Annotated in this window: 20 protein-coding genes; 1 reads left to right on the top strand and 19 read right to left on the bottom strand. The window is 34.3% G+C overall.

What is annotated here, in order from left to right; translation table 11 throughout:
• Position 1: 1 nt before the first annotated feature.
• The 12 genes from AC1EUU_RS06910 to AC1EUU_RS06855 all read right to left on the bottom strand — a co-directional run bounded on the left by AC1EUU_RS06910 (position 2) and on the right by AC1EUU_RS06855 (position 14,458).
• Positions 2 to 949, bottom strand: a complete 948-nt coding sequence (locus tag AC1EUU_RS06910) for an XdhC family protein (RefSeq protein WP_480200655.1) — start codon at positions 947 to 949, stop codon at positions 2 to 4.
• Complete coding sequence (locus AC1EUU_RS06905; RefSeq protein WP_480200654.1) at positions 946 to 2,379, bottom strand: DUF6986 family protein; 1,434 nt, start codon at positions 2,377 to 2,379, stop codon at positions 946 to 948. Before AC1EUU_RS06905 ends, AC1EUU_RS06910 begins: the two co-directional genes overlap by 4 nt.
• Positions 2,380 to 2,396: 17 nt before the next feature.
• A complete protein-coding gene (gene uraD / locus AC1EUU_RS06900; protein ID WP_480200653.1) occupies positions 2,397 to 3,260 on the bottom strand; it encodes a 2-oxo-4-hydroxy-4-carboxy-5-ureidoimidazoline decarboxylase in 864 nt (287 codons plus the stop codon).
• 5 nt (positions 3,261 to 3,265) lie between these two features.
• Positions 3,266 to 4,663, bottom strand: coding sequence for a urate hydroxylase PuuD (locus tag AC1EUU_RS06895; RefSeq protein ID WP_480200652.1), 1,398 nt, complete (start codon positions 4,661 to 4,663; stop codon positions 3,266 to 3,268).
• Between the two features lies 1 nt (position 4,664).
• Positions 4,665 to 5,663 (bottom strand): allantoicase, encoded by a 999-nt coding sequence (gene alc / locus AC1EUU_RS06890; RefSeq protein WP_480200651.1) that lies wholly within the window; start codon positions 5,661 to 5,663, stop codon positions 4,665 to 4,667.
• A gap of 11 nt (positions 5,664 to 5,674) precedes the next feature.
• On the bottom strand, positions 5,675 to 7,018 hold the full coding sequence (gene allB, locus AC1EUU_RS06885) for an allantoinase AllB (RefSeq protein WP_480200650.1): 1,344 nt from the start codon (positions 7,016 to 7,018) through the stop codon (positions 5,675 to 5,677).
• On the bottom strand, positions 7,018 to 9,291 hold the full coding sequence (locus AC1EUU_RS06880) for a xanthine dehydrogenase molybdopterin binding subunit (RefSeq protein WP_480200649.1): 2,274 nt from the start codon (positions 9,289 to 9,291) through the stop codon (positions 7,018 to 7,020). The genes allB and AC1EUU_RS06880 overlap by 1 nt, the downstream gene beginning before the upstream one ends.
• Positions 9,284 to 10,696 (bottom strand): FAD binding domain-containing protein, encoded by a 1,413-nt coding sequence (locus AC1EUU_RS06875; protein ID WP_480200648.1) that lies wholly within the window; start codon positions 10,694 to 10,696, stop codon positions 9,284 to 9,286. Before AC1EUU_RS06875 ends, AC1EUU_RS06880 begins: the two co-directional genes overlap by 8 nt.
• A 62-nt stretch (positions 10,697 to 10,758) precedes the next feature.
• Positions 10,759 to 11,400: a peptidylprolyl isomerase gene (locus AC1EUU_RS06870; RefSeq protein WP_480200647.1), complete on the bottom strand. Its 642-nt coding sequence runs from the start codon at positions 11,398 to 11,400 to the stop codon at positions 10,759 to 10,761.
• The gene (locus AC1EUU_RS06865) at positions 11,381 to 12,277 is read right to left on the bottom strand and encodes a TolB-like translocation protein (protein WP_480200646.1); all 897 of its coding nucleotides are present in this window, start codon (positions 12,275 to 12,277) and stop codon (positions 11,381 to 11,383) included. Before AC1EUU_RS06865 ends, AC1EUU_RS06870 begins: the two co-directional genes overlap by 20 nt.
• 11 nt (positions 12,278 to 12,288) lie before the next feature.
• Complete coding sequence (locus AC1EUU_RS06860; protein ID WP_480200645.1) at positions 12,289 to 13,785, bottom strand: S10 family peptidase; 1,497 nt, start codon at positions 13,783 to 13,785, stop codon at positions 12,289 to 12,291.
• Positions 13,786 to 13,888: 103 nt separating this feature from the next.
• Positions 13,889 to 14,458 (bottom strand): YdeI/OmpD-associated family protein, encoded by a 570-nt coding sequence (locus AC1EUU_RS06855; RefSeq protein ID WP_480200644.1) that lies wholly within the window; start codon positions 14,456 to 14,458, stop codon positions 13,889 to 13,891.
• A gap of 65 nt (positions 14,459 to 14,523) precedes the next feature.
• Between AC1EUU_RS06855 and AC1EUU_RS06850 the strand changes: the two genes are divergently transcribed.
• Positions 14,524 to 15,108 (top strand): hypothetical protein, encoded by a 585-nt coding sequence (locus AC1EUU_RS06850; RefSeq protein ID WP_480200643.1) that lies wholly within the window; start codon positions 14,524 to 14,526, stop codon positions 15,106 to 15,108.
• Position 15,109: 1 nt separating this feature from the next.
• On the opposite strand, the gene AC1EUU_RS06845 is transcribed toward AC1EUU_RS06850, so the two are convergent.
• The 7 genes from AC1EUU_RS06845 to AC1EUU_RS06815 form a co-directional block, all read right to left on the bottom strand.
• Positions 15,110 to 15,652: a DUF5655 domain-containing protein gene (locus tag AC1EUU_RS06845; protein ID WP_480200642.1), complete on the bottom strand. Its 543-nt coding sequence runs from the start codon at positions 15,650 to 15,652 to the stop codon at positions 15,110 to 15,112.
• Positions 15,645 to 16,670, bottom strand: coding sequence for a hypothetical protein (locus tag AC1EUU_RS06840; RefSeq protein WP_480200641.1), 1,026 nt, complete (start codon positions 16,668 to 16,670; stop codon positions 15,645 to 15,647). The genes AC1EUU_RS06845 and AC1EUU_RS06840 overlap by 8 nt, the downstream gene beginning before the upstream one ends.
• A 70-nt stretch (positions 16,671 to 16,740) precedes the next feature.
• Entirely contained in the window at positions 16,741 to 17,151 is a 411-nt protein-coding gene (locus AC1EUU_RS06835) for a DUF1761 domain-containing protein (protein WP_480200640.1), read from the bottom strand.
• A 61-nt stretch (positions 17,152 to 17,212) separates the two neighbouring features.
• Positions 17,213 to 18,046 (bottom strand): helix-turn-helix domain-containing protein, encoded by an 834-nt coding sequence (locus tag AC1EUU_RS06830; RefSeq protein WP_480200639.1) that lies wholly within the window; start codon positions 18,044 to 18,046, stop codon positions 17,213 to 17,215.
• Positions 18,047 to 18,055: 9 nt separating this feature from the next.
• Positions 18,056 to 18,457 (bottom strand): VOC family protein, encoded by a 402-nt coding sequence (locus tag AC1EUU_RS06825; RefSeq protein WP_480200638.1) that lies wholly within the window; start codon positions 18,455 to 18,457, stop codon positions 18,056 to 18,058.
• 10 nt (positions 18,458 to 18,467) lie between these two features.
• Positions 18,468 to 21,758, bottom strand: coding sequence for an amidohydrolase family protein (locus AC1EUU_RS06820; protein ID WP_480200637.1), 3,291 nt, complete (start codon positions 21,756 to 21,758; stop codon positions 18,468 to 18,470).
• Between the two features lie 38 nt (positions 21,759 to 21,796).
• Complete coding sequence (locus AC1EUU_RS06815; RefSeq protein WP_480200636.1) at positions 21,797 to 23,275, bottom strand: M28 family peptidase; 1,479 nt, start codon at positions 23,273 to 23,275, stop codon at positions 21,797 to 21,799.
• Between the last annotated feature and the right edge of the window lie 71 nt (positions 23,276 to 23,346).

Below are 23,346 nucleotides of genomic sequence, written 5' to 3'. Positions count from 1 at the left end.
TTTAATCTTTATTCTTTATTTGTATGATTTGAGCTGCAATGCTAATTGCAATTTCTTCGGGAGTTTGGCTATTAATAGAAAGGCCTATAGGCCCATATACTTTCGAAAGTTCGTTTCTGGTAAATCCTTCTTTTTGAAGCACATCAAACATAACATCAAGTTTTGCCTGGCTTCCCAAAACTCCTATAAATGAGTAATTTTTCTCTAACAACTTACTTAAAACCAATTTGTCTTCTGTGTATTTATTGGTCATAATAGCAATATAATTATCTGATTTCTCAGGAATATATTCTGCAACAGCGTTATAATCAATGATAAGTTTTTGATGTGCGTAATGATTTTCTTCAAAAGTGTTTAACTCTGTTCGATTATCTAATAGTATAACAAAAAAACCAAGTTCACCTAATAATTTAGATGTTGCAAGTCCTACATGTCCGGCTCCAACTATATAAATAGTGTCTTTAAACCCTATAAGTTCATTATAATGCCAATTTTCTTGACTTTCAATTTTGCTTTCATATTTTTTTGCGAGAATTTCGCGAGCGAAGCAATAGGATGATGGTGTTATAGAAAGGCTACCTTTTTCATTATTTTGCAAACACTTAAGAATATCTTCAATTACTATTTTATTTTTTGGGTCTAAAGGATGAAAAACCACGGTTTGCTCACCAGAGCATATCATTCCAGAACCATCATTTCTGGTTCCTTTATGATTTTGACGTTTAAGAAATATTCTAAGTTGATCTTTACGAAGAAGGTCTTTACATAATTCTACCAGATTGTGTTCCATAATACCACCACCAATAGAGCCATAGATTTCATGATCATCTGCAACTGCCATTTTAAAGCCCTGCCGACCAGGTGAGCTACCACTGTGATGAATAACAGTCATAGCATATAGCTTTTTATTTTGGCTTAACTTGTTATAAATGAACTCCCAATACCTCATTTTTGAGCTGCTCTTCTATCTTTTAAAATTTTAGCAAATGAGCGCGTTTTTATTTCGTCTAATGTTAACCCTGTAGCAAGTACTTCATCTATGGTAATAGCTCCACTGTTTAATGCCTTTAGAAAATAATTTAACAACCCTTGTCCGGTAGCCGCATCGTCAAATACATCACCTATTAACGTTGCTTGAGCTGCTTTTTCTACAAAGGTTTTTAACCGCATTACTGCATCATCATAACTTTCTAAGAAAAAGGCATAAACCGCAGTATAGCGCATTGGCAATTGAGCGGGGTTTAGATCCCAGCCTTGATATAATCCTTTGTATAGCGAATGCCTAATGTGATTATAACCTTTCAACCAAGCTTTATGCACTACTTCTTTATTTTCCTCTTCTTGTTTAGGTGTTAATTCACCTCTATGTGGCCCAATCGGCATAGTGTTCGTTGCACCATCAGATAACCATATTCCAGTATGAGCTAAGGCAACTTTAGTTGTGTAATGAGCGAAATCGCAAACATCGTGATCCATTTCTTGATATTTGGCTGTAATACTATTGGAAGCTGTGTAATCATAAGTTCCAAAATGTGTGGCAATACATCTACCTTTACTAGCAGAAATAAATCTGCGTAATGGATTTGTACCGTCTTTATCCATGATAGACTGAGTAGTTTCTACCATGATTTCCATTTCTAAACTTCCTTTTGGAAGACTGAATTCTTGCTCTATAATTTCCAAAAAAGCGACCATTGCCTCAATCTGTTCGGGGATGGTTACTTTAGGAAGCATTACTACAAAGTTATTTGGTAATTTTCCTTTGGTTTCAGTTAATAATGTGGTTAGAAAGATGTCTAAAGTGCGCAAGCCACGTTCTTTTAATTCCTCCGTAAATGGTTTAATTCTAATTCCAATGAAAGGTGAAAGTATATTCTTTCTCATTCCTTCTGCCACAGCTTTTGCTGCATTTATAGCAGTTTCATCTTCTTCGGCATCGGGTCTGTTACCAAAACCATCTTCAAAATCTATTCTAAAATCTTCTACTGCTTCGCTTTTTAATTTTGCAATTACCTTATTATAAATGCTGTATGAGAAGCCTGCGGGGTGTTCTTTTAAATCTTCTTTAGATAAATTTTCAATATTTTTAATTAATTCAACTTTGTCTAATTCAGAATTTGGAAGACGCTCATGTCCTTGTAACTGGAATGCCTTGCCAAACTCAATAAAATCGGGAGCATAAGTTAATAGCCCTTTTAAGGCAATTTCACCTAATACTTTTGGAGTGTCAGCCTTAAATAGGTTAGCGCCTCCATAAACAGTATGTATAGGTTGGCGATCTTCACGATCACCTTTGTATATTTTATTAAAAGTTTGATTTGCTTCTTTTAATCTGTCAAAAATGACTGTTCTTTTATTGTCTTTAATACTTAAATTCATTCTAAATATTCAAAAAATTAACTTCCTCTATATGTTGAATAACCAAAAGGATTGATCAATAATGGAATGTGATGATGTTTATTATCTTTTACTTCGAATTGTATAGAAACTTCGGGGTAAAAACCATTTTGACCTTTAGCTTCAAAGTAATTTTGTGTATTGAATTGCATTACATAAATTCCTTTTTCTAAGGTCCTGCCTGGTGGGAGTATGTCTGCTATTCGTCCATCATCATTTGTAATACCACTAGAAATAGGTTTCCATTCATCATCTCTTATCCCTTTTAAGGTAATTAACATACCATTAGCCGGAATACCAATTGAGGTGTCTAAAGCATGTGTGGTAATAGCACTTCTTAAGTTAGCTTCAGATAATTCACCTATTAACTTAACAAGTCTAATAACGGTTATTTTGTGCTGCTCATTCATGGCTACATAAATCTCATCTTCTTTTTCGTTGTGTAATCGAGTTTTTAAAATTGACAACATTTCAGCAGCCGATTTTCCACTAGCGCTAACTATAAAAATATAACCATATTTTTCTTCATAGAGTGAATTGGCTATAGCCAATTCTTGAATAATATTATTTGTAGCTTGAGAAACTTTCTCCTGCTCATTACCTGCCCAATCTTTTGTGCTTGCAAACTTTTCTTTTAAGCTATTAACATCTCCAATTTTTGGATGCCCAGAGAAAGCTTCTTTCCAATCTTTCTCATTACAGCTATTAAACCAAACATTTGATGCTTTGTTTATTAAATCACTAGTAGAAGAAAAAGGCATTTCGGCAACCATATTAGCAATCCATGATGTAGAAACGCAGCATTTTTCCAAAGCCATTTTAGCTTGTTGAACAGATAGTTTATTGAATTCGTTTAACGTCATACTTTTTATTTTAATGCTTGCTGATGAATCCAGCATTCAATTAAATCACGTTCTTTTTGTGTCATTCCGGTTTGATTTCCTAAGGGCATATCTTTACTTATGATAGCCCGTTGAAAAATTTTATCCTTAAAGTTAACAATTTGTTCTTCAGTGTCGTATTTAACGCCATTGGGAGCTGTTTTCCAAACGGCATCGGTTGGAGTAACAGAATGACAAGTAATACATCTATTCTGTATGATAGTATTTACCTGAGTAAAAGTAATTTCTTCTTCACACCCTTCTACTTTTGATGAAGGTGCAGTAACAAATGCCACAGCTAATAACATTATTATAGATACTGGCATTACCCAAACAGATAATTGATCTTGTTCGCGCAGATTTAGATAGTGTTTTATACCGGCACTTCCCACCGAAATTAGTAATAATACGATCCATTGGTAGGTATGTCCAAAGGTACTGGGGAAATGATTGCTTATCATTACAAAAAGTACAGGAAGTGTTAAGTAGTTATTGTGTAATGAGCGCATTCCTGCTGCTTTTGCCATTGAGGCATCAGGTAGTTTTCCTTTTTTAGCAGCGTTTACCATAGCTTTTTGCGCTGGGATAATCACAAAAAATACATTGGCCGCCATGATGGTTCCTAACAAGGCACCAAAATGAATGTAAGCTGCGCGTGCATTAAATACCTGAGCATAGAACCAAGCAAAACAAATACAAATGAAAATTCCAATAAAAGTAAAAGTATATCTTTGGTTAAAATTTTTACATAAGTAATCATAAATAGCCCATCCAAATAACAAAGAACCAACACCTATTGTTATAGCCGTGAGTGGTTCTAGGTTCATCACTTCTGGATCTATCAAAAATGATTTGGCGTTAAAATAGTATACCACAAATAACAAACAGAACCCGGTTAACCAAGTGAAATAGGCTTCATATTTAAACCAGTGTAGTTCTTTAGGAATTTTTTTTGGTGCTAGTTTATATTTTTCGAGATAATAAAACCCTCCTCCGTGGATGGCCCATAGATTACCGGCCAACTCATCGCGAACATCTTTAGTTCTGTTTAAGGCATTTTCTAAAAAGACAAAATAAAATGATGCTCCTATCCAAGCAATACCAAAAGTAATGTGTATCCACCTAATAATTAGATTGAGCCATTCAAAAAAATGACTTTCATAGATAGTACTTTTAATAAAGAAATAGTAGAGAAAATAAATACATAGTAGACTTGTCAATACCAATAAGGTATAAGCTACATTTTGTTTTACTGCAATTTTTTTTACAAGGTAATCATCATCAGTTGATTTGGCACGCTTCATCTGATGATGTAGGGTATAGGTAGCTTTAACTATAATTATTAATAAAATAACACCAATAAGTAAAGCTAAGGTTCCTATCATATTATTTTTTTATGTTTCCTAGTAAGCGTAATCTGCTTACACCGCCATCTGGGTATATTTTTAATTTCACATGCGTTATAGCCTCATGATCTCTAATATCTTTATCAGAGAACGGATTTTCTCTATGAGGTTTTAATCCTTTTTTGGGCATTAATTCTTGCCAATTGACTTTATTATTTATTACGTCATCATCGTTTTCAGAAATACAATAATCTATGGCACAACTTTCAGGGTGATTACCTTTAAAATGATAGGTGTCAACAATAATTTTTTCTACAAACCCTTTGTGCCCTAACTTAATAATAACCCAATCTTCATTATCTGGTGTTCTATTGCGTTTTGTTTCCCAGCCATCTCCCATATTTTTTCCTTTTCCAGGATTAAGGAGATTTTCCATAGCGCTAAAAAACATATCGTTACAATTCAGTGCCTTACCGCAATTATTAGCTAAAACTAAGTCTAGCTGTTCATCATCTTTTATTCTTGCCCAATCTTTATGTACTTCTCCATAGACACGAAATCTAGCTACGCCACCATCTGGATAGATATGTAATCTAACATGATTATAGATCTTACCGGTATCTACCTCAAAAAAATGTTGACTACCGGGTTCTAAGGGAGATTTTTCCAAAATTTCATCCCATTCTAAATAATTGGCTAATTGCCAGTCTTCAACGTCACCATCAAAATAAAGTGCATCAACCGAGGCGAAGGGTGGATGATTTCCTAAAAAATGACTGGTGTCTATGTCAAAACCTTTTATCTTACCTTCGGCACCAAGTTTTACTACGGCCCAATCATGGCCCTTATCTCTTTTTCTGCGAGATTCCCATCCATCCATCCATTTTCCTCTATCGGTATATTTCCCTTCAATAAAAATGGCCTGTTCGGGTTTGATAAGATTCTCTTTTTCGGCAAAAAAATCATCGGTGGCATAGACTACCTGTCCGCCAATTTTTTCTGATGCCAGATCTGTATATTTTAATAATTCATGCTTCACAATTAAAGGTTTTAGGTTTTTAACAATAACTTGCCTGCATTTAACTCCTTTAATTTACCATGCTGAACTACATGACTCCCTCTAACAAAGGTATGAATTATTTTGCCTTTTAGTTTTAGATTTAAGTATGGAGTGTTTTTATGTCTGTGAGCAATGATATTTTCTGTAACAATAAATTCTTCATTTTCATTCCAAACAGCAATATCAGCGTCGTATCCTTCCTTTAATTGTCCCTTTATATGAGCTAAGCCTAGAAACTTAGCAGGATTTGAGGTGAGTAATGGAATCAAAGTTTCCATACTTAATTTTTTATGTTGACCAGCGGTCCAAACCACAGGCAAGGTAAATTGTAGTCCTGAAATACCACCCCAGGCTTTAAATAAGTTACCGCTTTTTAATTCTTTCATTTCCGGTGGAGCAGGCGAGTGATCAGAAGCTAAAAAATCAAATTCGTTATTGAGTAGAGCATTCCATAATTGATCATTATTTTCTTTTTCTCTAATTGGAGGTGCACATTTATAAATTGGCTGTCCATCAGGTATTTTTTCAGCATCAAAGAAGAGGTAGTGCGGACAGGTTTCAACTGTAATTTTTTTGGTCTTTTTTTTTCGCTTATTTATTGATTTTAAACCACTTGCAGAAGAGAGGTGAACTATATGCGTTTTTATGTTATACTTTTCTTGTAAATCAAGCGTTAGTTTAAGTGCATTTAATTCCCATTCCGTGGGTCTAGATGCTAAATATGCGTTATAGCTTTTTGGATTCTTTGACGCCTGCGGAATGTTTTTTTTCTCCCCTAATTCACAATGTAATAATAAAGGAATATTATATTTTTTAAGAATTGGCGCGATTTTCTCTAAATCGCGCTTTGTTACATTCGGAAAATCATCAATTCCAGAATGAGTTAGAAATCCCTTAATTCCGAAAACGCCTTTATTTATAAGTGAATCTATGTCATTTTCATTGCCTGGAATAACGCCGCCATAAAAACCGCAGTGTACATGTAATTTACCTTTAGTTGCTAGTTTTTTTTGCTCAAAAGCATCTGAGTTTGTGGTAACAGGATCTGAATTTAACGGCATTTCTATCAAGGTAGTTACACCACCTAAAGCTGCTGATTTGGTTGCTGAATCAAAACCTTCCCAATGGGTTCTTCCGGGCTCATTAATATGCACATGTGCATCTATCAAACCTGGCATTACCACGGAGCCTTCAAAATCATAATAATGAATTTGATCGATAAGGTATTTACCATTATAAACGGTTTGTATTTTACCATTTTTTATATGTAATGTGGCTTCTCGTAATTGAGAGTCAATCCAACAGCGTTTGCTATAGAGTAAAAACTCACTCATTAACTTTTTTGCTTTTGATATAAGCCCATGAGAACTTTTTCAGGTGTCATCGGTGAATGGAATGCCAGCTCATAATTATCATTAAAAGCTTTGATAGCATTTTGCAACGCGAAATAAACACCAATACCATACATTAACGGTGGTTCTCCAACAGCTTTAGATTTTAATATGGCATGTTCGTGCCCATTTGTATCGATGGGAATAATTTCTATATCTTCTGCGATGGAAAAAACATCAGGAACTTTATAGGTTGATAATGCATTAGATCTTAATCGGCCATTTTTATCATAATCTATTTCTTCCATGGTCATCCAACCAATTCCCTGTGCCAATGCCCCTTCTACCTGGCCTAAATCAATACCTTCGCTCATACTTTTACCATAGTCATGCGCTATTTTAATAGTATCGATGGTATAAATACCTCTTGTACAATCTATGGTAGTAGTAATTATTGCTGTGCCATAAACATGGTATGCAAATGGGTGCCCTTTCTCTTTTGTTTTATCAAAATGAATAGTAGGAGTGGCATAATGTGCTTTTTCTGAGAGCGACACTCTAGCTAACATAGCCTTAGCAATTAAATCATTCCATGAAACTGATGATTTTTTTCCATTTAGATAAACATATTCTTTTTTTAAGGACAGCTCTTCTTCATTTACTTTAAGTTCATTGGCGGCAACCGTTTTTATTCTTGCAATAATTGCATTACAGGCTTTTAATAAAGCTTTTCCGTTAAGGTCGGCTGTTGAGCTAGCGGCACTAGGTGATGTATTGGCAACCCGTGTAGTATTTGTGGTTTCTAGCTTAACTTTGCTATGAGAAATGCCAAATGATTGTGCTGCAATTTGTAACATTTTGGTATTTACGCCTTGACCCATTTCAACCGCCCCTGTACTTACCCCAACACTGCCATCTTGGTATACATGTACTAATGCGCGTGCATTATTCATTGGTGTATTGGTGAAAGAAATTCCAAAACAGATTGGCATTAAGGCAATACCTTTTTTATAATCAAAGTTCTTGCTGTTAAAATTGTCAACTTCTTTTTTTAGCCTATTGTAGTCAAATTTTCTTAAAGCGGTTTCCCAAGAGTTTTTGGCTTCTGTTTGAGTCATTATCTGCCCAAAAGAGAATTCATCATTTTCTTGAACCAAGTTTGCCTCTTGAACTTCTTTTGCTGTTACACCTATTTCATTTGCCGCCTTTGCAATTGCAGCTTCTATTACGAACATGCCCTGTGGCCCTCCAAATCCTCTAAAAGCGGTATTAGGTGGAAGATTGGTTTTACAACTGTACACCGAGGCTTTTACATTCGGAACAAAATATGCGTTGGTGGCGTGAAATAAAGTTCTTTCTGCTACGGCAGGAGAAAGATCTGCGGCCGCGCCTGCATTTTGATAAAAATCGGCTTCAAAGGCAACGATCTTTAGATCTTTATTAAGACCAATTTTAAAATCACTCTCATAAGGATGTCTTTTGCCCGTCATTCTAAGGTCATCATGTCTATTTAAAACAAATTTCACAGAGCTCTTTAAATGATAAGTTGCCAGGCCGGCCATTACCGCCCAAGGAGTAGCTTGATCTTCTTTACCGCCAAATCCACCACCTAATCTTATAACATCAATTTCTATTTTATGCATTCCAATGCCTAAAACCTTGGCTATGGTCTTTTGAACTGCTGTAGGCCCTTGCGTAGAGGAGGTGATTTTTATATTTCCATTTTCAAGAGGAACGGCATAAGCACCTTGGGTTTCTAAGTATAAATGTTCTTGACCATTAGAAAATACTTCTCCCTCAAAAGTATAATCGCATTTTGTGAAAGCGTTTTTAGTATTTCCTAGCTTAAATGTTCTAGGGTTATTAATTAATTTTCCTTTGGCAATCGCATCTTTAGCACCTGTAATAACAGGTAATTCATCAATTTCTATTGTAATTAACGAGCGAGCTTTTCTAGCAATGAATTCAGATGTTGCAACGATAAATGCGATCGGCTGCCCCATAAAATGAACTTCTTTTGTGGCAAACAAAGGCTCATCTGCTATAATACCACCTATTTGGTTTTCTCCTGGAATATCAAGGTGTGTAAAAATACGAATCACACCTTCTAATTCTCGAGCTTTAGAATAATCAGTATTAATAATTTTTCCATGCGCTTTTGGTGAGTCAAAAATTACACCATGTAGGGTGTTTTGCTGCATGCTTAGGTCATCAACAAACAAGGACTCTCCTCTTACGTGACCGAATGAATCTATATTTTTAACCGACTTAGGCATCAACCAATTTTTTTAGGTTAAACTTTTTAGGGTATAGTTTTGTGAAATGCGCAAAAAATAATTGTTGGGCTAATAATCGTTTATAATCACTAGACCCCCGAACATCGCTAATAGGTGAGATTTCATCCTGCATTATTTCATTTGCCTGTTGAATTGTATCTAAGATGAGTTCTTTTCCTTGTAAATAATCAACTGTTTTATGCAAATATTTTGGAATAGGAGCTACACCACCAATAGATAAATGTACCTCTTCAATGAGACCTTTTTTAGTTTTAATACAAATAGCAGCATTAACACTTGCAATGTCTAAATGCGTACGCTTACTTACTTTTTCAAAGTTGAATTTGTGTTCGGGCTTTGGAACATTGAACGAAATATTTGTGATTACTTCTCCTTTCTTTAAGTCATAGACTTTATAAGATTTGTAAAAATCTTTTAGGCAAACACTTCTTAATTTACCTGAGTTTGTTTTGATAGTGATCTTGCTGTCTAAAGCTAAAAAAAGAATCGTCATATCGCCAATAGGAGAAGCATTTACAAAATTCCCGGCTAGGGTAGCCATATTACGAATGGGTTCGGAGGAAACCAGTTTTAAATACTGTTTGATATCAGGTATATAGACAGACATAGAATTGTTATTCATTATGTCGGTAACGGTGGTTGAAGCACCCATTGCACAGGTGTCTTTATAAAATGATATTCCTCTAATATCATGACTATCGGCTAATAGATGTATCTTCTTCTCTGAAAGCTCATCAGCTTTTTGAACATATAAGTCGGTACCACCTCCAACAAAATTTTGTCCAGACTTACCCATGGTCTTCTTTTTAAGTTGAATCAGTTTTTTTGGGATGTTCGCAAAGTAACTAGGTAAAAAACCATTATCTATTAGCCATATTAATGTATTCTTTGAGTCTCGTTCATCTATGGAATTCGTAACCTCTTTTACGGCTCTTTCAATAGATTTATAACCAGTACATCTACAAATATTTCCACTGATTGCATTGAGGCCATCAAAATAATTTTGAGATCTTTTATTAAGAGCAAAACAAGTTAAAGACATTACAAAACCAGGAGTGCAAAATCCACATTGGGTAGCGTAATTGTCAGCCATAGCTTTTTGCGCCACGTTCAATTCATTTTCCAAATTTATCCCTTCAATAGTTACAATATGTTTGCCATTTGCGTTGCCTAATGGCGAAATACATGAGGTTATACTTTGATAGGCAATAGATTTGTCTTCTTGCAGCTCACCAACTAATACAGTACAAGCACCACAATCGCCTTCCCGACATCCAATTTTGGTGCCTTTTAAATGTTTATGATACCGTATGAAATCTAGTAATGTAATTCCCGAATTTTCTTCGGTTTTTATGAGTCTATCGTTAAGAAAAAATTCGATCATAGCTTATAAAGTTATAAAAAATCTATTAAGATCAAGTATAAGCTATCGATAAAAAGAAAAGACTATTTTAATATATAGGCTTTGCGTATGTAGTCTAATTCTGGGAATTTTTTCGTCAAATAACTATTGCCATATTTTTGAATAGAATCTTGACGAGTTGAAGGTTTTCCAGCATATTTATCATAAAATGATTTAATAACATTCATGCCCTTAGTAACTTTAGCAACAACCGGAAAACCCTTAACATCATTATAGAATATTGTATCTAAGCGAGGCGAGTTACTTTTAAGATTAATGAAAAGTTGTGTTGTTCGACTTTCTTTTCCAGATCTAGCAAAAGAAATAGCTCCTTCTAAGTTCTTTTCTATTACTGGCTCATCAGGTACTTTGTAATTTTTCCAAGAATTATTAAGAATGGAATCGTTGTGTATACCGAATTGGGCAACAAAATTGGGTACAACTCTAAACAATGCAATGTTGGTGTAAAATTCACTCGAAATGAGTTGGTATAATCTATCGACTGCCTTTGGAGACCATTCTCTGCGAGCCTCAATATCAAAGGTGCCTTTGGTAGTTTCGAAACGTGCTGTAAAAACTTCTGGAGCTTGTTTTTTAACCCACTTCGTCTTAAAAACTTTAGGGCTACATGAAAATATTGCAAGAACCACTAAAATTAAGAATAGACTAATCTTCTTGGTTGGCACTTTCCCCATTTTTTTCATCTACTACAATAGCTAATTTGTTACCTAAAGGGCTAACTGCAAGGCGTGTAATTCCTTCAATGCCAAATGCTTCCAATGAAGCAATTTCCACCCAATCTTTATCTTCTTTCGGTTTGAATTTATAGAGCTTATTGCCTTTTCCCATTAAAATAGTACCGTCAGGTGTCCACGCCATATCTTGTGAGCCTTTTATGGCATCAACTATATATTCTTTCTGACTATTTAAAGGATCTATAGAATAGATTTCATGATCTTCATGTTCATGACTAATATAACTAACCAGTTGTGTATTAGGAATAATATGAATGGACCTTCCAATATTTTTTTCAATAGGATATTTAATCTGGTACTTAAGATTAGATACTTCTAAGGTAGGAGGATCATTTAAAACGAAAGAAACAACCATTTTTTTATTTAACCAGGCGTGATAACCTACTTTTAAGTTTTCAATTAATACTTTGGGTTTTTTTCTATTAAAGCGATATAACCACAATAATTGTGTCTCATCGTCATCTAATTTAATGGCTGTAAAATACTTTGTGAGTGGAGATTGTATTGGAGAATACTCGCTACCTAAAGTATTGGTAAGCCATGATTTAGACTTATTTTCTAAATCATATAGTGCAATATCTGTTTGATCATTTCTTGTAGAGGCAAATAGCACACCCGTACCATCTAATAAAAAAGAAGGTTGATTATCATAAACACCTTCGTTCTCAGAAATATTTATGGGATTTTCTAGTGTATAAGTTTTCAGGCTATCATTGACCACAAAATCAAATAGGTACACTTCTGTAGCCTGCTGTGAAAAACCTAGGCTGGAAATTAATATAGTTAATATTGTTAATATCTTTTTCATATACTAAAGCGCTAATATTTAGCTGGAACTCCATTTTTAGGAAGTGTTTTTTTAATAAATGCTCTTAGGTCATTATTTGCTTTTTCAAGATCTTCTTTACGTAAATACATCATATGTCCGCTTCGATATCCTTTAAAGTCAAACCTATCTTTCATTTTACCACTTGGGTCAATCTGCCACATGCTATATTTAGCACTAAAGTAAGTGGTTGCTCCATCATAATAACCAGATTGTGTCAATACATTTAAATATGGGTTTTGAGCCATAGCTTGTCGAAGCGTTTCTCTAACATTATTATTTGTTCTATCCCAAGGCCTAACAGGCCCAAACATATTGTACTTTATATCTGTTTTATAATTCAAAACCTCTCTTATATAATAATTGATAGCAGGGGTAAACGAATGTAACCAAGACGTTAATTCAGCACTATAATCAGGTGATTTTCCGGTTTCAGATTTATCAATCCCTAAATAACGAGAATCGAGCCTTCCTAAAGTTTGTCCGGTTTTATCACGTAGTAATTCTTTCCAGAAAAAACGAGGAGTTACATCTAAGTTACTTTGTAGAATGGCTTTCTCACTTAATCCTGAATAATATGCCATTTTTTTCGCTATTGCTTTACGTTCATCATCACTTATAAAACCACCTTTAGCCAATGCCGGCACGAGTTCATTAACAGCAAAGTTTTCTGATTCTGGCAAAATCTCTAAAAGGTCTTTGTTTTGGAGTTCTGAAGAAAGCATTTTATGATGCCATGCAGCGGCAGTCATATAGGGGAAATCAATACCGGTTGAAACGGGCACATCAGACTCAAATACTTTATAGTCTGCAGGAGAGACCATAATTACCCCGTTAAGATACATCCATTGATTGTTTTGCAATTCACCGGCTAACCCCATTACACGCGTACCGCCATAGCTTTCTCCAATTATATATTTTGGTGATTGCCATCTGTTGTTTCGAGAAACAAAGGTGGTGATCCATTCTGCCAGATATTTAATATCAGCATTGATGCCAAAGAATTGTTTTCTATCTGGATATTTTCCTTTTTCATCTTTGTACATACGTGAATATCCGGTATTGACAGGGTTTACGTAAACAATATCGGCAACATCAATAATTGAATAATGATTTTCTTTTACGCCATAAGGTTGAACCGGATATCCTTCATCATCAATTTTTAAAACTCTGGGTCCTGTATAAGCAACATGCATCCAAACTGATGCCGATCCAGGACCTCCATTAAATGAAATAATTAATGGTCTAGCAGCATCATTCTTTATTCCTGATCTTTTGTAATAAGTGTAGAACAATGAGGCAATTACCTTACCGTCTTTGTCCCAAACAGGTTGAGTGCCGGCGGTAGCGGTATAAGGAATAAGTTTGCCATTAACTGTTACAGTATTTTTTGTAATAACTGCAGAGTCCGCTTTTAATACTCTATCTTGTGCATACGCAGAAGCCATACAAAAGAATAGAGCTAATATTCTAATGAGCTGTTTTTTCATACTATTTAGTTTTGATTGCCTGTAGGGATAAGGAATCACACAAATATAGAAATAATTTGGGGCTTAAAGTAGATTTTAACAAAGGTATTTATCATTTAATGAATTATTTAGATTTTATATTCTGTCTGCATAATTCAATAATCTTGTCGATGCGCTTTTGTCGTGTTTCTTGCCTTTTGGCCTGATGAAGCCAGTATAAATAGCCTTTTCTATAACTTCTTGAAAAATTCTGATAATTTTCAAAAGCTCGACGATGTTCGTCGAATGCTATTTGCAAGTCTTTAGGAATAATTAAGTTTTCTACATCATCAAGAGCAAACCAAGAGCCATCTTTTTTTGCCACCTCAATTTTAGTTAGGCCGCTTTCATGGATCCTGTTATTTGCTAATAGTTCTTTTATATACTTTTTATTAAGAGCACTCCATACACTTTTGGGCTTTCTTGGGCAAAAGTATTGTCTACGTTTTCCGTCTCCCAAACTTTTAACCGTTGAATCTATCCATCCAAAACATAAAGCTACTTTTACGGCTTGCTCCCAACGCATCGTAGGAATATTTGTTTCTAGCTTGTAAAGGATGAGGTAAATACCACCAGATTTATCATGGTTTTTTAAGAGCCAATCATACCAATCAACATCAGTTGTAAAATATAATTCAGGTTTTTCTAAATTCATTAAAAATTATTTAACAGTAAAGTTAATATTTTGATAGTATCTTTAACACTACCAAATTTTAAATAATGAAATATTCTATTACTTTTTTAATTGCTTTGTTTATGACTGTTAATTTAAATGCTCAAGATGAGTTACCTTATTATCAAATACCAGATTATCCTGAAACCTATACTGCTGGATCTGTAGCTGCAAGAATGATCGATGGATTGGGGTTTAGATACTATTGGGCCACTGAAGGTTTAAGACAGGAAGACCTAGACTATAAACCAAGTGAAAGCGGTAGAGCGTGTAAAGAAACTATAGATCATTTATATGGTTTATCGAATGTTGTTATTAACGCGGCTACCAAAACTATAAATGATAGAACTAAACCTATAAAAGAAGAATTGACTTTCGAAGAGAAAAGAAAGAAAACCTTATTTAATCTTAAAAAAGCTGCAGACATCTTAAGAGGTCAAAAAGATTTATCTGATTTTAAACTTATTTTCAAGAGTAAGTTTGGAGAGTCAGAATATCCTTTTTGGAATAATATTAACGGTCCTATAGCAGACGCAATTTGGCATACAGGACAAGTAGTTTTAATGCGCAGAGCTTCTGGAAATCCTTTTAACTCTAAAGCAAGTGTTTTTAATGGAAAACTAAGAGATTAACTTAAACAGATTTGTTATAAGCTTCCTTAATCCAGCCTAAAACTTCCGCATCAATTTCTTCCATTGAAGTTAATTGAACTCTATGTGTGCACATGGTGCCAAACGGACCTGAATCACCCAATCTGCCTTGAGTGGGTTTATCTTTTAATTTTAACCCAAGGTCAATGCGCGTTTTGGTTGCCGGTTTAATTAAGGCAAACTGTCGTTTTCTAATTAAACTTACACTTCCTTTTTTAGGAGTTTTAGTAACGTCATTACCAAATTTCATTATTTCTTCAACTAGTTTATTATAGATTGGTATTAGCGCTTCCTTTCCTTGGTATTGATTCGTAACGAGATCATCTGGTGTATCGTTACTTTGTTTTGATAAGGTTACAATTGTATTGGCAAAACCATGGGTAACACCATGTTCGGTTTTTAAAAACTTTACTGATTCACCATGTTTAGCAAAATTTTTGGTCTTTAAAATTTTAATCCATTCTTCTAATGATTTACCCGTTTTTTCTGGCATGTTACTGATCATTGTTTGCAATGCTTTATCCATTTTTTTGATTTAAAAGTGAATCTAATTTGTTTTTAAAGTTTTTAACGTCATCTATCTGTGCTAAAATAGTAGTATATCTTTTTTGTGAACCGTAGAATCCGTTAAGGATGTTTTCTTTTTTAAGTTTAATACTAATATTATGTCCTTCCATATGTGAAAAAGGAGATAGCTTTTTAATTTTTTTATCTGTTTTAACTTCTTTAGTTGTTATGGTGGCAGATTCAATATCTTTAACATTAATGATGGTTTCATTAAGGATGCCGTATTTTAAATATAATTTATTTTTTTCAATACGAATTGGTCTTTTTGGAATCGACTTTATAATGGCGATTATCTGAAGCATGGTATAAATACTAACCCCTGTAATGATCCATGCTACAATTGTATTCCACTTAGCAAGAAGTATGTGCACTACAACAGTTTCAATACCAATAATAAAAACAATACTCATTAAAAGTGTTATGCTCCCAGTATTTTTATGATAGGAAAACTCGTTATTGCCTAATTTTCTCTTTTTCCAATTAAAAAAGGTGTAATAAATAACTGCTATTTCTGTGGTCAAAAGCATTGCTATTTTCTTAGGTGCTATTTCATTACATACTTCTTTTGCAACAATAAAAAAATCTGTAGAATTTTTTTTTGTTTGGTTAAATAACTGAATTGTTCTATAAACTTTATACCCAACATAAGATAGTACTCCTAATTCTACCAAGGGTAATATCCAAGTTTTTGCCAGTTCTAATAATTGTTGATTTTCTTTGGGGATTATCATTGATCCTACAACTATTCCAAGAATAAAAACAAGAACAACCGTAGTTTTGGGTATCTTTCTTTTTCTAATGAGTAGATAGTAAATAAGAGGTGTAGATAATAAAAGGTCTATAGTTACAGCGAAAGACAAGGTGCTTTGATTGGCTTTAAAAGCTGGAATATGTATCAAAGCAATACAACTTACGATAAATAATATTGGTATTACGAAAACTACAAACGAACTATTAAAAAGAGTTGTTTTTGTCATTGTTATTTGAAATTTATAGTTCTATTTATTAGTTTCATTTCTGAGCTATTTGTTACAACTATTTTAAGTTTTACCAAGCTCCTAAAATAAGCCCCATTAAAGTTAGTGCTACAGTGCAGTATCCCGCATTTACTAGAAACGCTTTTAATGATTTCATTTCAAAGAGATATAAAATACCAAGCATGGTCGCTACCCACCCAAAACCAGCAAAGAACCCTGCTAATACGCCAAAAGTAATATCTGCTTTCGCACCAATAAAGAGATCTAAAATAAAGGCGGCAATAAATGCTAATATTAATGAAATACCAAAAGTTTTAGGGATGTTTCGTTGCTTTAAGTTTTCTTCATTAAAACCAAATTCGGTCATCCAGAGCTTTCCGAATAACGGCCCATACCAAATACCTCCTAATAGAAATGCAGAAATAGCGGCTATTAATACAGATAGCCAATTAATGTTTGAAAAAGCTGTTGTTAAATCCATGATAAATGTGGTTTAGTTTCTGCAAGTTTAACAACAGTTAGGTGTTTTGTATAGTAAAAAATTAACCTTGCTTATCAACAGGGAAAAAGTTCTTTTCGCCTTCTTGGTGGAAATCATTAGAAATAAATTCTTGCGGATTAAAACCCGAAAAATGGTTAAATTCTTTGATAAAATGTGATTGGTCTGAAAATCCGCTTTGATAAGCTATTTGAGCCCAGGAAATTTTTTCTTTCTGATAGATCTTTTGAAGAATTTCATTAAAACGTTGAATTCGCTGATAATACTTAGGTGTTAGGCCAACATATTTCTTAAACTGATCTATTAGATGTTTTTGAGTGTTAGGATAGTTATCTACAATCTTTTGGTAATTGGCAGACGAATCAGTACTTAATTTATCTAAGGCATCAATGATTTCTTCAGGAGGCTGTTTTTGATCATCATACTTATTGAGTAGCCAATTTTCTGCTTCGATAAATTTTTCCTCTGATGTGGTTTTCTGCACTATTGACTCTCTAAGTTTTAGAATTTCATTTCCAAAAACTTCTTCGGCTGGAAGAATTTTTTCGTTCAATAACACTATTGGTTTATGAATAAAGGGATAAGCCCCATAGGGTTTGAATTGGACAACAAACATTTCTGAATTTTCGTGTGCCGAAATTGAAATGTAATTTTTATGTGTTCCAGAAACCCAAACTTTGGTGAATTCTTTGTTGGGTTTTAAAGTCTCATTATCAAAAGTATTTCTTAGAAAACCATCAAGTTCAAAAATCAAGAAGATATGCCCTGTGGGCACCACACGTTCTATAGAATGATCTGGCACAAAGCCTTTAAAATGAAAAATAGATTCTATATACTTCTTTATTGGACTTTTTAAAACATGCGTATTAAATATCATTTTTTTGATTTAAAGTATATGACCAAAACAAAGAACATAACCGTCTATATCTTCTATTTCGAAATCACGATTGCCATATACAGTGTTTTGAATTTCTTTAATAAATATGATGTTTTTCTTTTTAAATTCATTGTATAACTCATCTGCATCATCGACCCACACATAAATATCCCAGGCCTCCTCTCCTTTAGTATGCCACCCAGCTTCCATAAGAGGAATTTTATTGGGTCGCACAAGATTTCCCTTCTTTAACTGTCGTAACATAAGTGAAAAATTGTCACGACTTAAAATAGCAAACAAGGGATTGTTCTCGCTGATCCAATCAACTTCAAAACCTAATTTTTCAGTATAAAATTTGATAGAATTTTTAAGATTTTCAACAATCCATTGTGGTGCTATTTTAGTAATCATGAGTGCTTATTTAATCGCGATGACCAAGACCACACCCGCAACCAGGTAATGTAAAGCTTTGTGCATCTTCATGCCATTCAAAAGATTGATTATACCTGTTATTTTCCCAATAAAATTTAGTTCTATTTTTTTCAGTATTGCCAATTTCGTTCATCGTTTCCGTATCATATAGCCTACCGTTAACCATGGTATATTTAACACTATCAGTGTTTAGAATATCATCTAACGGGTTTTTATCTAGCACTATTAAATCTGCTAGTTTGCCAGCCTTTAGTGATCCGATTTCTTTACCCAATCCAATATATTCAGCACCATTTAGGGTTGCCGCTCGTAAAGCTTCTAGATTTGTCATTCCTCCTTGTTGTAACATCCATAACTCCCAATGTGCACCTAATCCTTGTAATTGTCCATGTGCACCTAAGTTTACTTTTACACCAACGTCTGTTAGTGCCTTACAAGTTTTAGAGGTAAGAATATGTCCATTTTCATATTCTTCCATCGGCACCATTGTTCTATGTCGAGAACGGGCATCAACAACGCGTCTTGGAGTATATTTTAAGAGCTTTTCATTTTCCCAAATATTATCTTTTTGATACCAATAATATTCGCCGCTCATACCCGCATAATTAACAACTAATGTAGGAGTATAACCCGTTTTACTATTGCTCCATAAAGTAATTACATCTTTATAAACAGGAGCGATGGGTATATTGTGTTCTATGCCGGTATGACCATCCATAATCATATTCATATTATGATAGAAAGTAGAACCTCCTTCAGGAACTACAAAAATTCCTTCTTCGCGAGCTGCTTGTAAAACCTGTTGCCGTTGATTTCTTCGTGGTTGGTTATAACTTTTAACAGATTTTGCTCCGAAAGCTTTAGTTCTTCTTATGGCAGAACGTGCATCGTCTAAGCTATTTACTACAGCTTTAAAATCGCCATCTGCACCGTATAAAATCACGCCGGTAGAGTAGAGGCGAGGGCCCACCATAGTTCCATTTTTTATGAGTTCAGACATGGCGAAAATAGATTCTGAATTAGCCGATGGGTCATGCGCCGTTGTCACCCCGTAGGCAAGATTGGCATAGAATTGCCAATGTTTTTGTGTTGAGAGGCCATATCGGAACCCACCTACGTGTGCATGTGCATCAACGATACCAGGCATAATTGTTTTACCCGCTACGTCATATACTTTTGCATTACTAGGTATTGCAACTTCTCCAGTGTTTCCGATGGCTTCAATTTTATTCTCATTGATAACGATCGTGCCATTTTCAATTATTTGATCACCTTCCATTGTAATGATTCTGGCATTTGTAAAGACAATACGCCCTTTAGGCTTATCACTTTTAGATGTTAAACCAATTTTAAGACCTTTTTCGGTAACTGGAGGAATACTATCGGGTGAACCATTCAAAAAAGTAAATCTGTCGGTTACTTTATTTGAGAAATATTCATCACCTAAGGTCCAATATACTTTTTTACTGTCTTTAGACCAGTGTAAATTAATACCTGCATCTTTAGAAATTTGTGATACAGGAATAGCTTTTGTTTTATTATCTAGATTTATGGATTTGCCAGTTAATAATAATGGAGCGATATAAGCTTTGTGTAGATGACTGAACGCTATCCATTTATTATCAGGGCTAGGCACCAATCGATTTGCATACTTAGATTTTATATGTGTCTTCTCATCTTTCCCGTTAAGATCAACACTTTTTAATTGCTTGGTCAAGTTACCAAAGAGATAACCGCCTGTTTGATATAAAACACGTGAATCGTCTTTACTGAATGAAGGATAATTACCTGATTTTGTTAAACGCTTTGAGTTTGAACCGTTAGAATTTATTAAATAAATACCTGATTCTTTTGAAAAAGTTCTTCCCTGGTCTCCATTACCATTTTGCTTTACATAAGCGATTTTGGAGCCACTATTATTGAATTTTGGATTTCTATAAATTCCTTTTTGAGAGGTTAACTTTACAGGAGTTCCTCCTTTGGCAGGAATTCTATAAACTGCTCCTAAACTCTCATCATTCCAAGTAACATAAACGATAGATTTTCCATCTGAAGAAAAGCAAGGTTCAGATTCAAAATCTGTGCCTTTTGTCAGTCTTTTTGGTTTTCCATTTGGAAGTTTCTTCGTCCATAAATATCCTAATGCATTAAAAACAATAGATTTTTCATCAGGGGAGGTAACTGTACCACGAATTACTTTTGCTGTAAAATCATCTTCAAAAACGGGGTAATCAAAAGCTACTGTTTCCGCGATTTTAATTTTTGCTTCAGCTTCAAATGGAATAGTATCAATTTTGAGAGTATTGATATCTATTTTATGGATTTTACCGCCGGCCCAAAAAACGATTTCTTCGTTATTAGGCATCCAGCTAAATCCTGGATATACGCCAAAAATCGCCCAAGCTTCTTGTTGATCTTTATTTAAATTATCATAAACGGGCCATTCTTCACCAGTTTCTAGGTTATGTATAAACAATACAGATTTGGTTCTAACTCGTTTAACAAAGGCTAATTTTTTACCATCTCTAGATATTTGTGGTCTGGCTGCACCTCCAGGCCCCCCAGTAATAGTTTCAGTTTCACCATTTTCAAAATTATAACGTTTAATTACATAAATCTGCTTGTTTGGATCTTTGTTGTATTGAAAGAATCCTCCTGGGTATACATCTTCACTGTAGTACAAATATTTACCATCAAGAGAAGCATTCGGCTCATTAACATCTTGTTGATCATTTTTCCGCTTAGTGATTTGTGTTCCTGCGCCTCCGGTAATGTGGTATATCCACATTTCACCAGCACCCAATGAACGCTGTGAAGTGAAATGCTTACGAGCAATAATATAATTACCGTCAGACGCCCAAGTACCGTTATTTAATAATCGAAATTTTTCTTTAGTAATCTGTTTTGCATCTGAGCCATCAGTATTCATCATCCAGATATTATCACCACCGCCAGCGTCACTTGTAAATAATATTTTTGAACCATCGGGGCTAAATCGAGGTTGAACTTCAAAAGGAAGACCTTCGCGTAATAGTTTTGCTTTTCCCCCTGTAATAGGCATTTTATAGATATCACCTAATAGATCAAAAACAATTTCTTTTCCATTAGGGCTTACATCTAAATTCATCCAAGTGCCTTCATCAGTATTAAGAAGTATTTCCTTAAAATTAAAATCACCTTCGGGATTGGAAACATCCCATTTTTTATCCTTTTTATCTTGAGCGTTTATTCCAAAAAGGGATAACACCCCGATGAGGATGAAAAGTTGAATTTTGTACATAATATATTTGAATTAGTTGTTTAGTTTGATGTTAAAGTCTAATTTTTAATGGCTTTCCTATTATATAATTTTACGCCGGCATTATAATATTTATCACCTTCCTTCCAGAATGGAATTTCGGGATCATTGGCAATTAGCCTACACGCCAATACATATGATTGAAAGAATTTCTCAAGATAATCATAATCTAGACTATCAGGATTATCTGCTTGTTGGTGATAATATTTTCCGATTTCCGCATCAAAAGCTGTAAACCCTAAACTAAATGTTGGAGCGGGCACGCCTTTAGAGGCGAAGTGCACATTATCTGAACGATCAAATAGGCCTTGCTCTGGAGCTGGATCATCTGTTGCTTTTAAGCCAAAGGTCTCTGTTGCTTTTTTAATATGCTTGTCAGCCGTAGTCCTTTCTAAACCAATAATAGTGGCAATGCCAGTATCGTTATAACCACCATTGTCGCTGTTAAAACAGTAAACCATCTTATCAAGTGGTACCACCGGGTGCTCTACATACCATTTACTTCCTAATAGGCCTTTTTCTTCCGCAGTAAATAATATAAATAAAGCAGAACGCTTAGTAGGGTATTTTGCAATATTTTCTGCTGCACTTAAAACGGTAACTACGCCAACAGCATTATCTCGAGCGCCGTTAAAAATTGAATCTTTTTGAGCATTCGGTTTACCAACACCAACATGATCGTAGTGCGCAGAATAAATTACAAATTGATCTTTTAATTTAGGGTCTGTACCCTCAACCATGCCCACTACATTCTTTGCCTTTACCGGAGTTTTGGTAATTCCTTCTATATTTAAATTGGCATTTATTTTTTTATCATTTGCCAATTTATTTTGAATGGCTCCATCAGTATCTTGCAACCATAAGTGAATTGATTTTTCGGTATCATTATTGGCTAAGCCCATTTTATCATTATTGAAGAAATGGGCGAAACGTTCCCATAATTGATCATTTGCATCGCTTAATTCAATTAAACCGGTAGCTCCATTTTTTTTAGCAAGTTCTCTTTTAGTGGTACCAGCACCAAATGCTGCTTGCGGATTTGAACTTTCTGGTGTACCGGCTTTTGCTACAACAAGTTTCCCTTTTACATCTTTTCCCTTGTAGTCATCCTCTAATCCATAATTAAGATAAATAGCTTGGCCATTAAAAAAAGTGTTGCGCCCTCTTAATTGCATCAGTTTATTAGACGAAAAATCATTTAATCTAATGCCGAGTTTGGTTGGGGCAGAAGTATTTTGTAATTCAACTTCTTGATAGTAACTTCCATTATTAGCTGGTTTTGCGCCATATCTTCTTAAGGTATTGGCTAAATATGATGCAGCGATATCAATTTCTGGTGTTCCGGTTTGTCTTCCTCGTAATTCATCGGAAGCTAAAAAATAAATATGTCCTTCGATGTCATTTTTTGAAATCGTTTCTTTTGTTTTTTCTGCATCCGACTGCGAATTAAGAGCAATTGTTGGTATTAAAAATAGTAAGGTTAGTAGCGTTTTTTTCATGATTAAAATTTAAAGGATGCTAAAGGTAATTTAATATTGAATGATTTTCAAAAATTTAACAAAAACCAGAT

This window comes from Maritimimonas sp. 2205BS37-2 (assembly GCF_056591755.1).
Note: the sequence above shows the minus strand (reverse complement) of the source record. Positions and strands in the feature narration are given on the sequence as shown.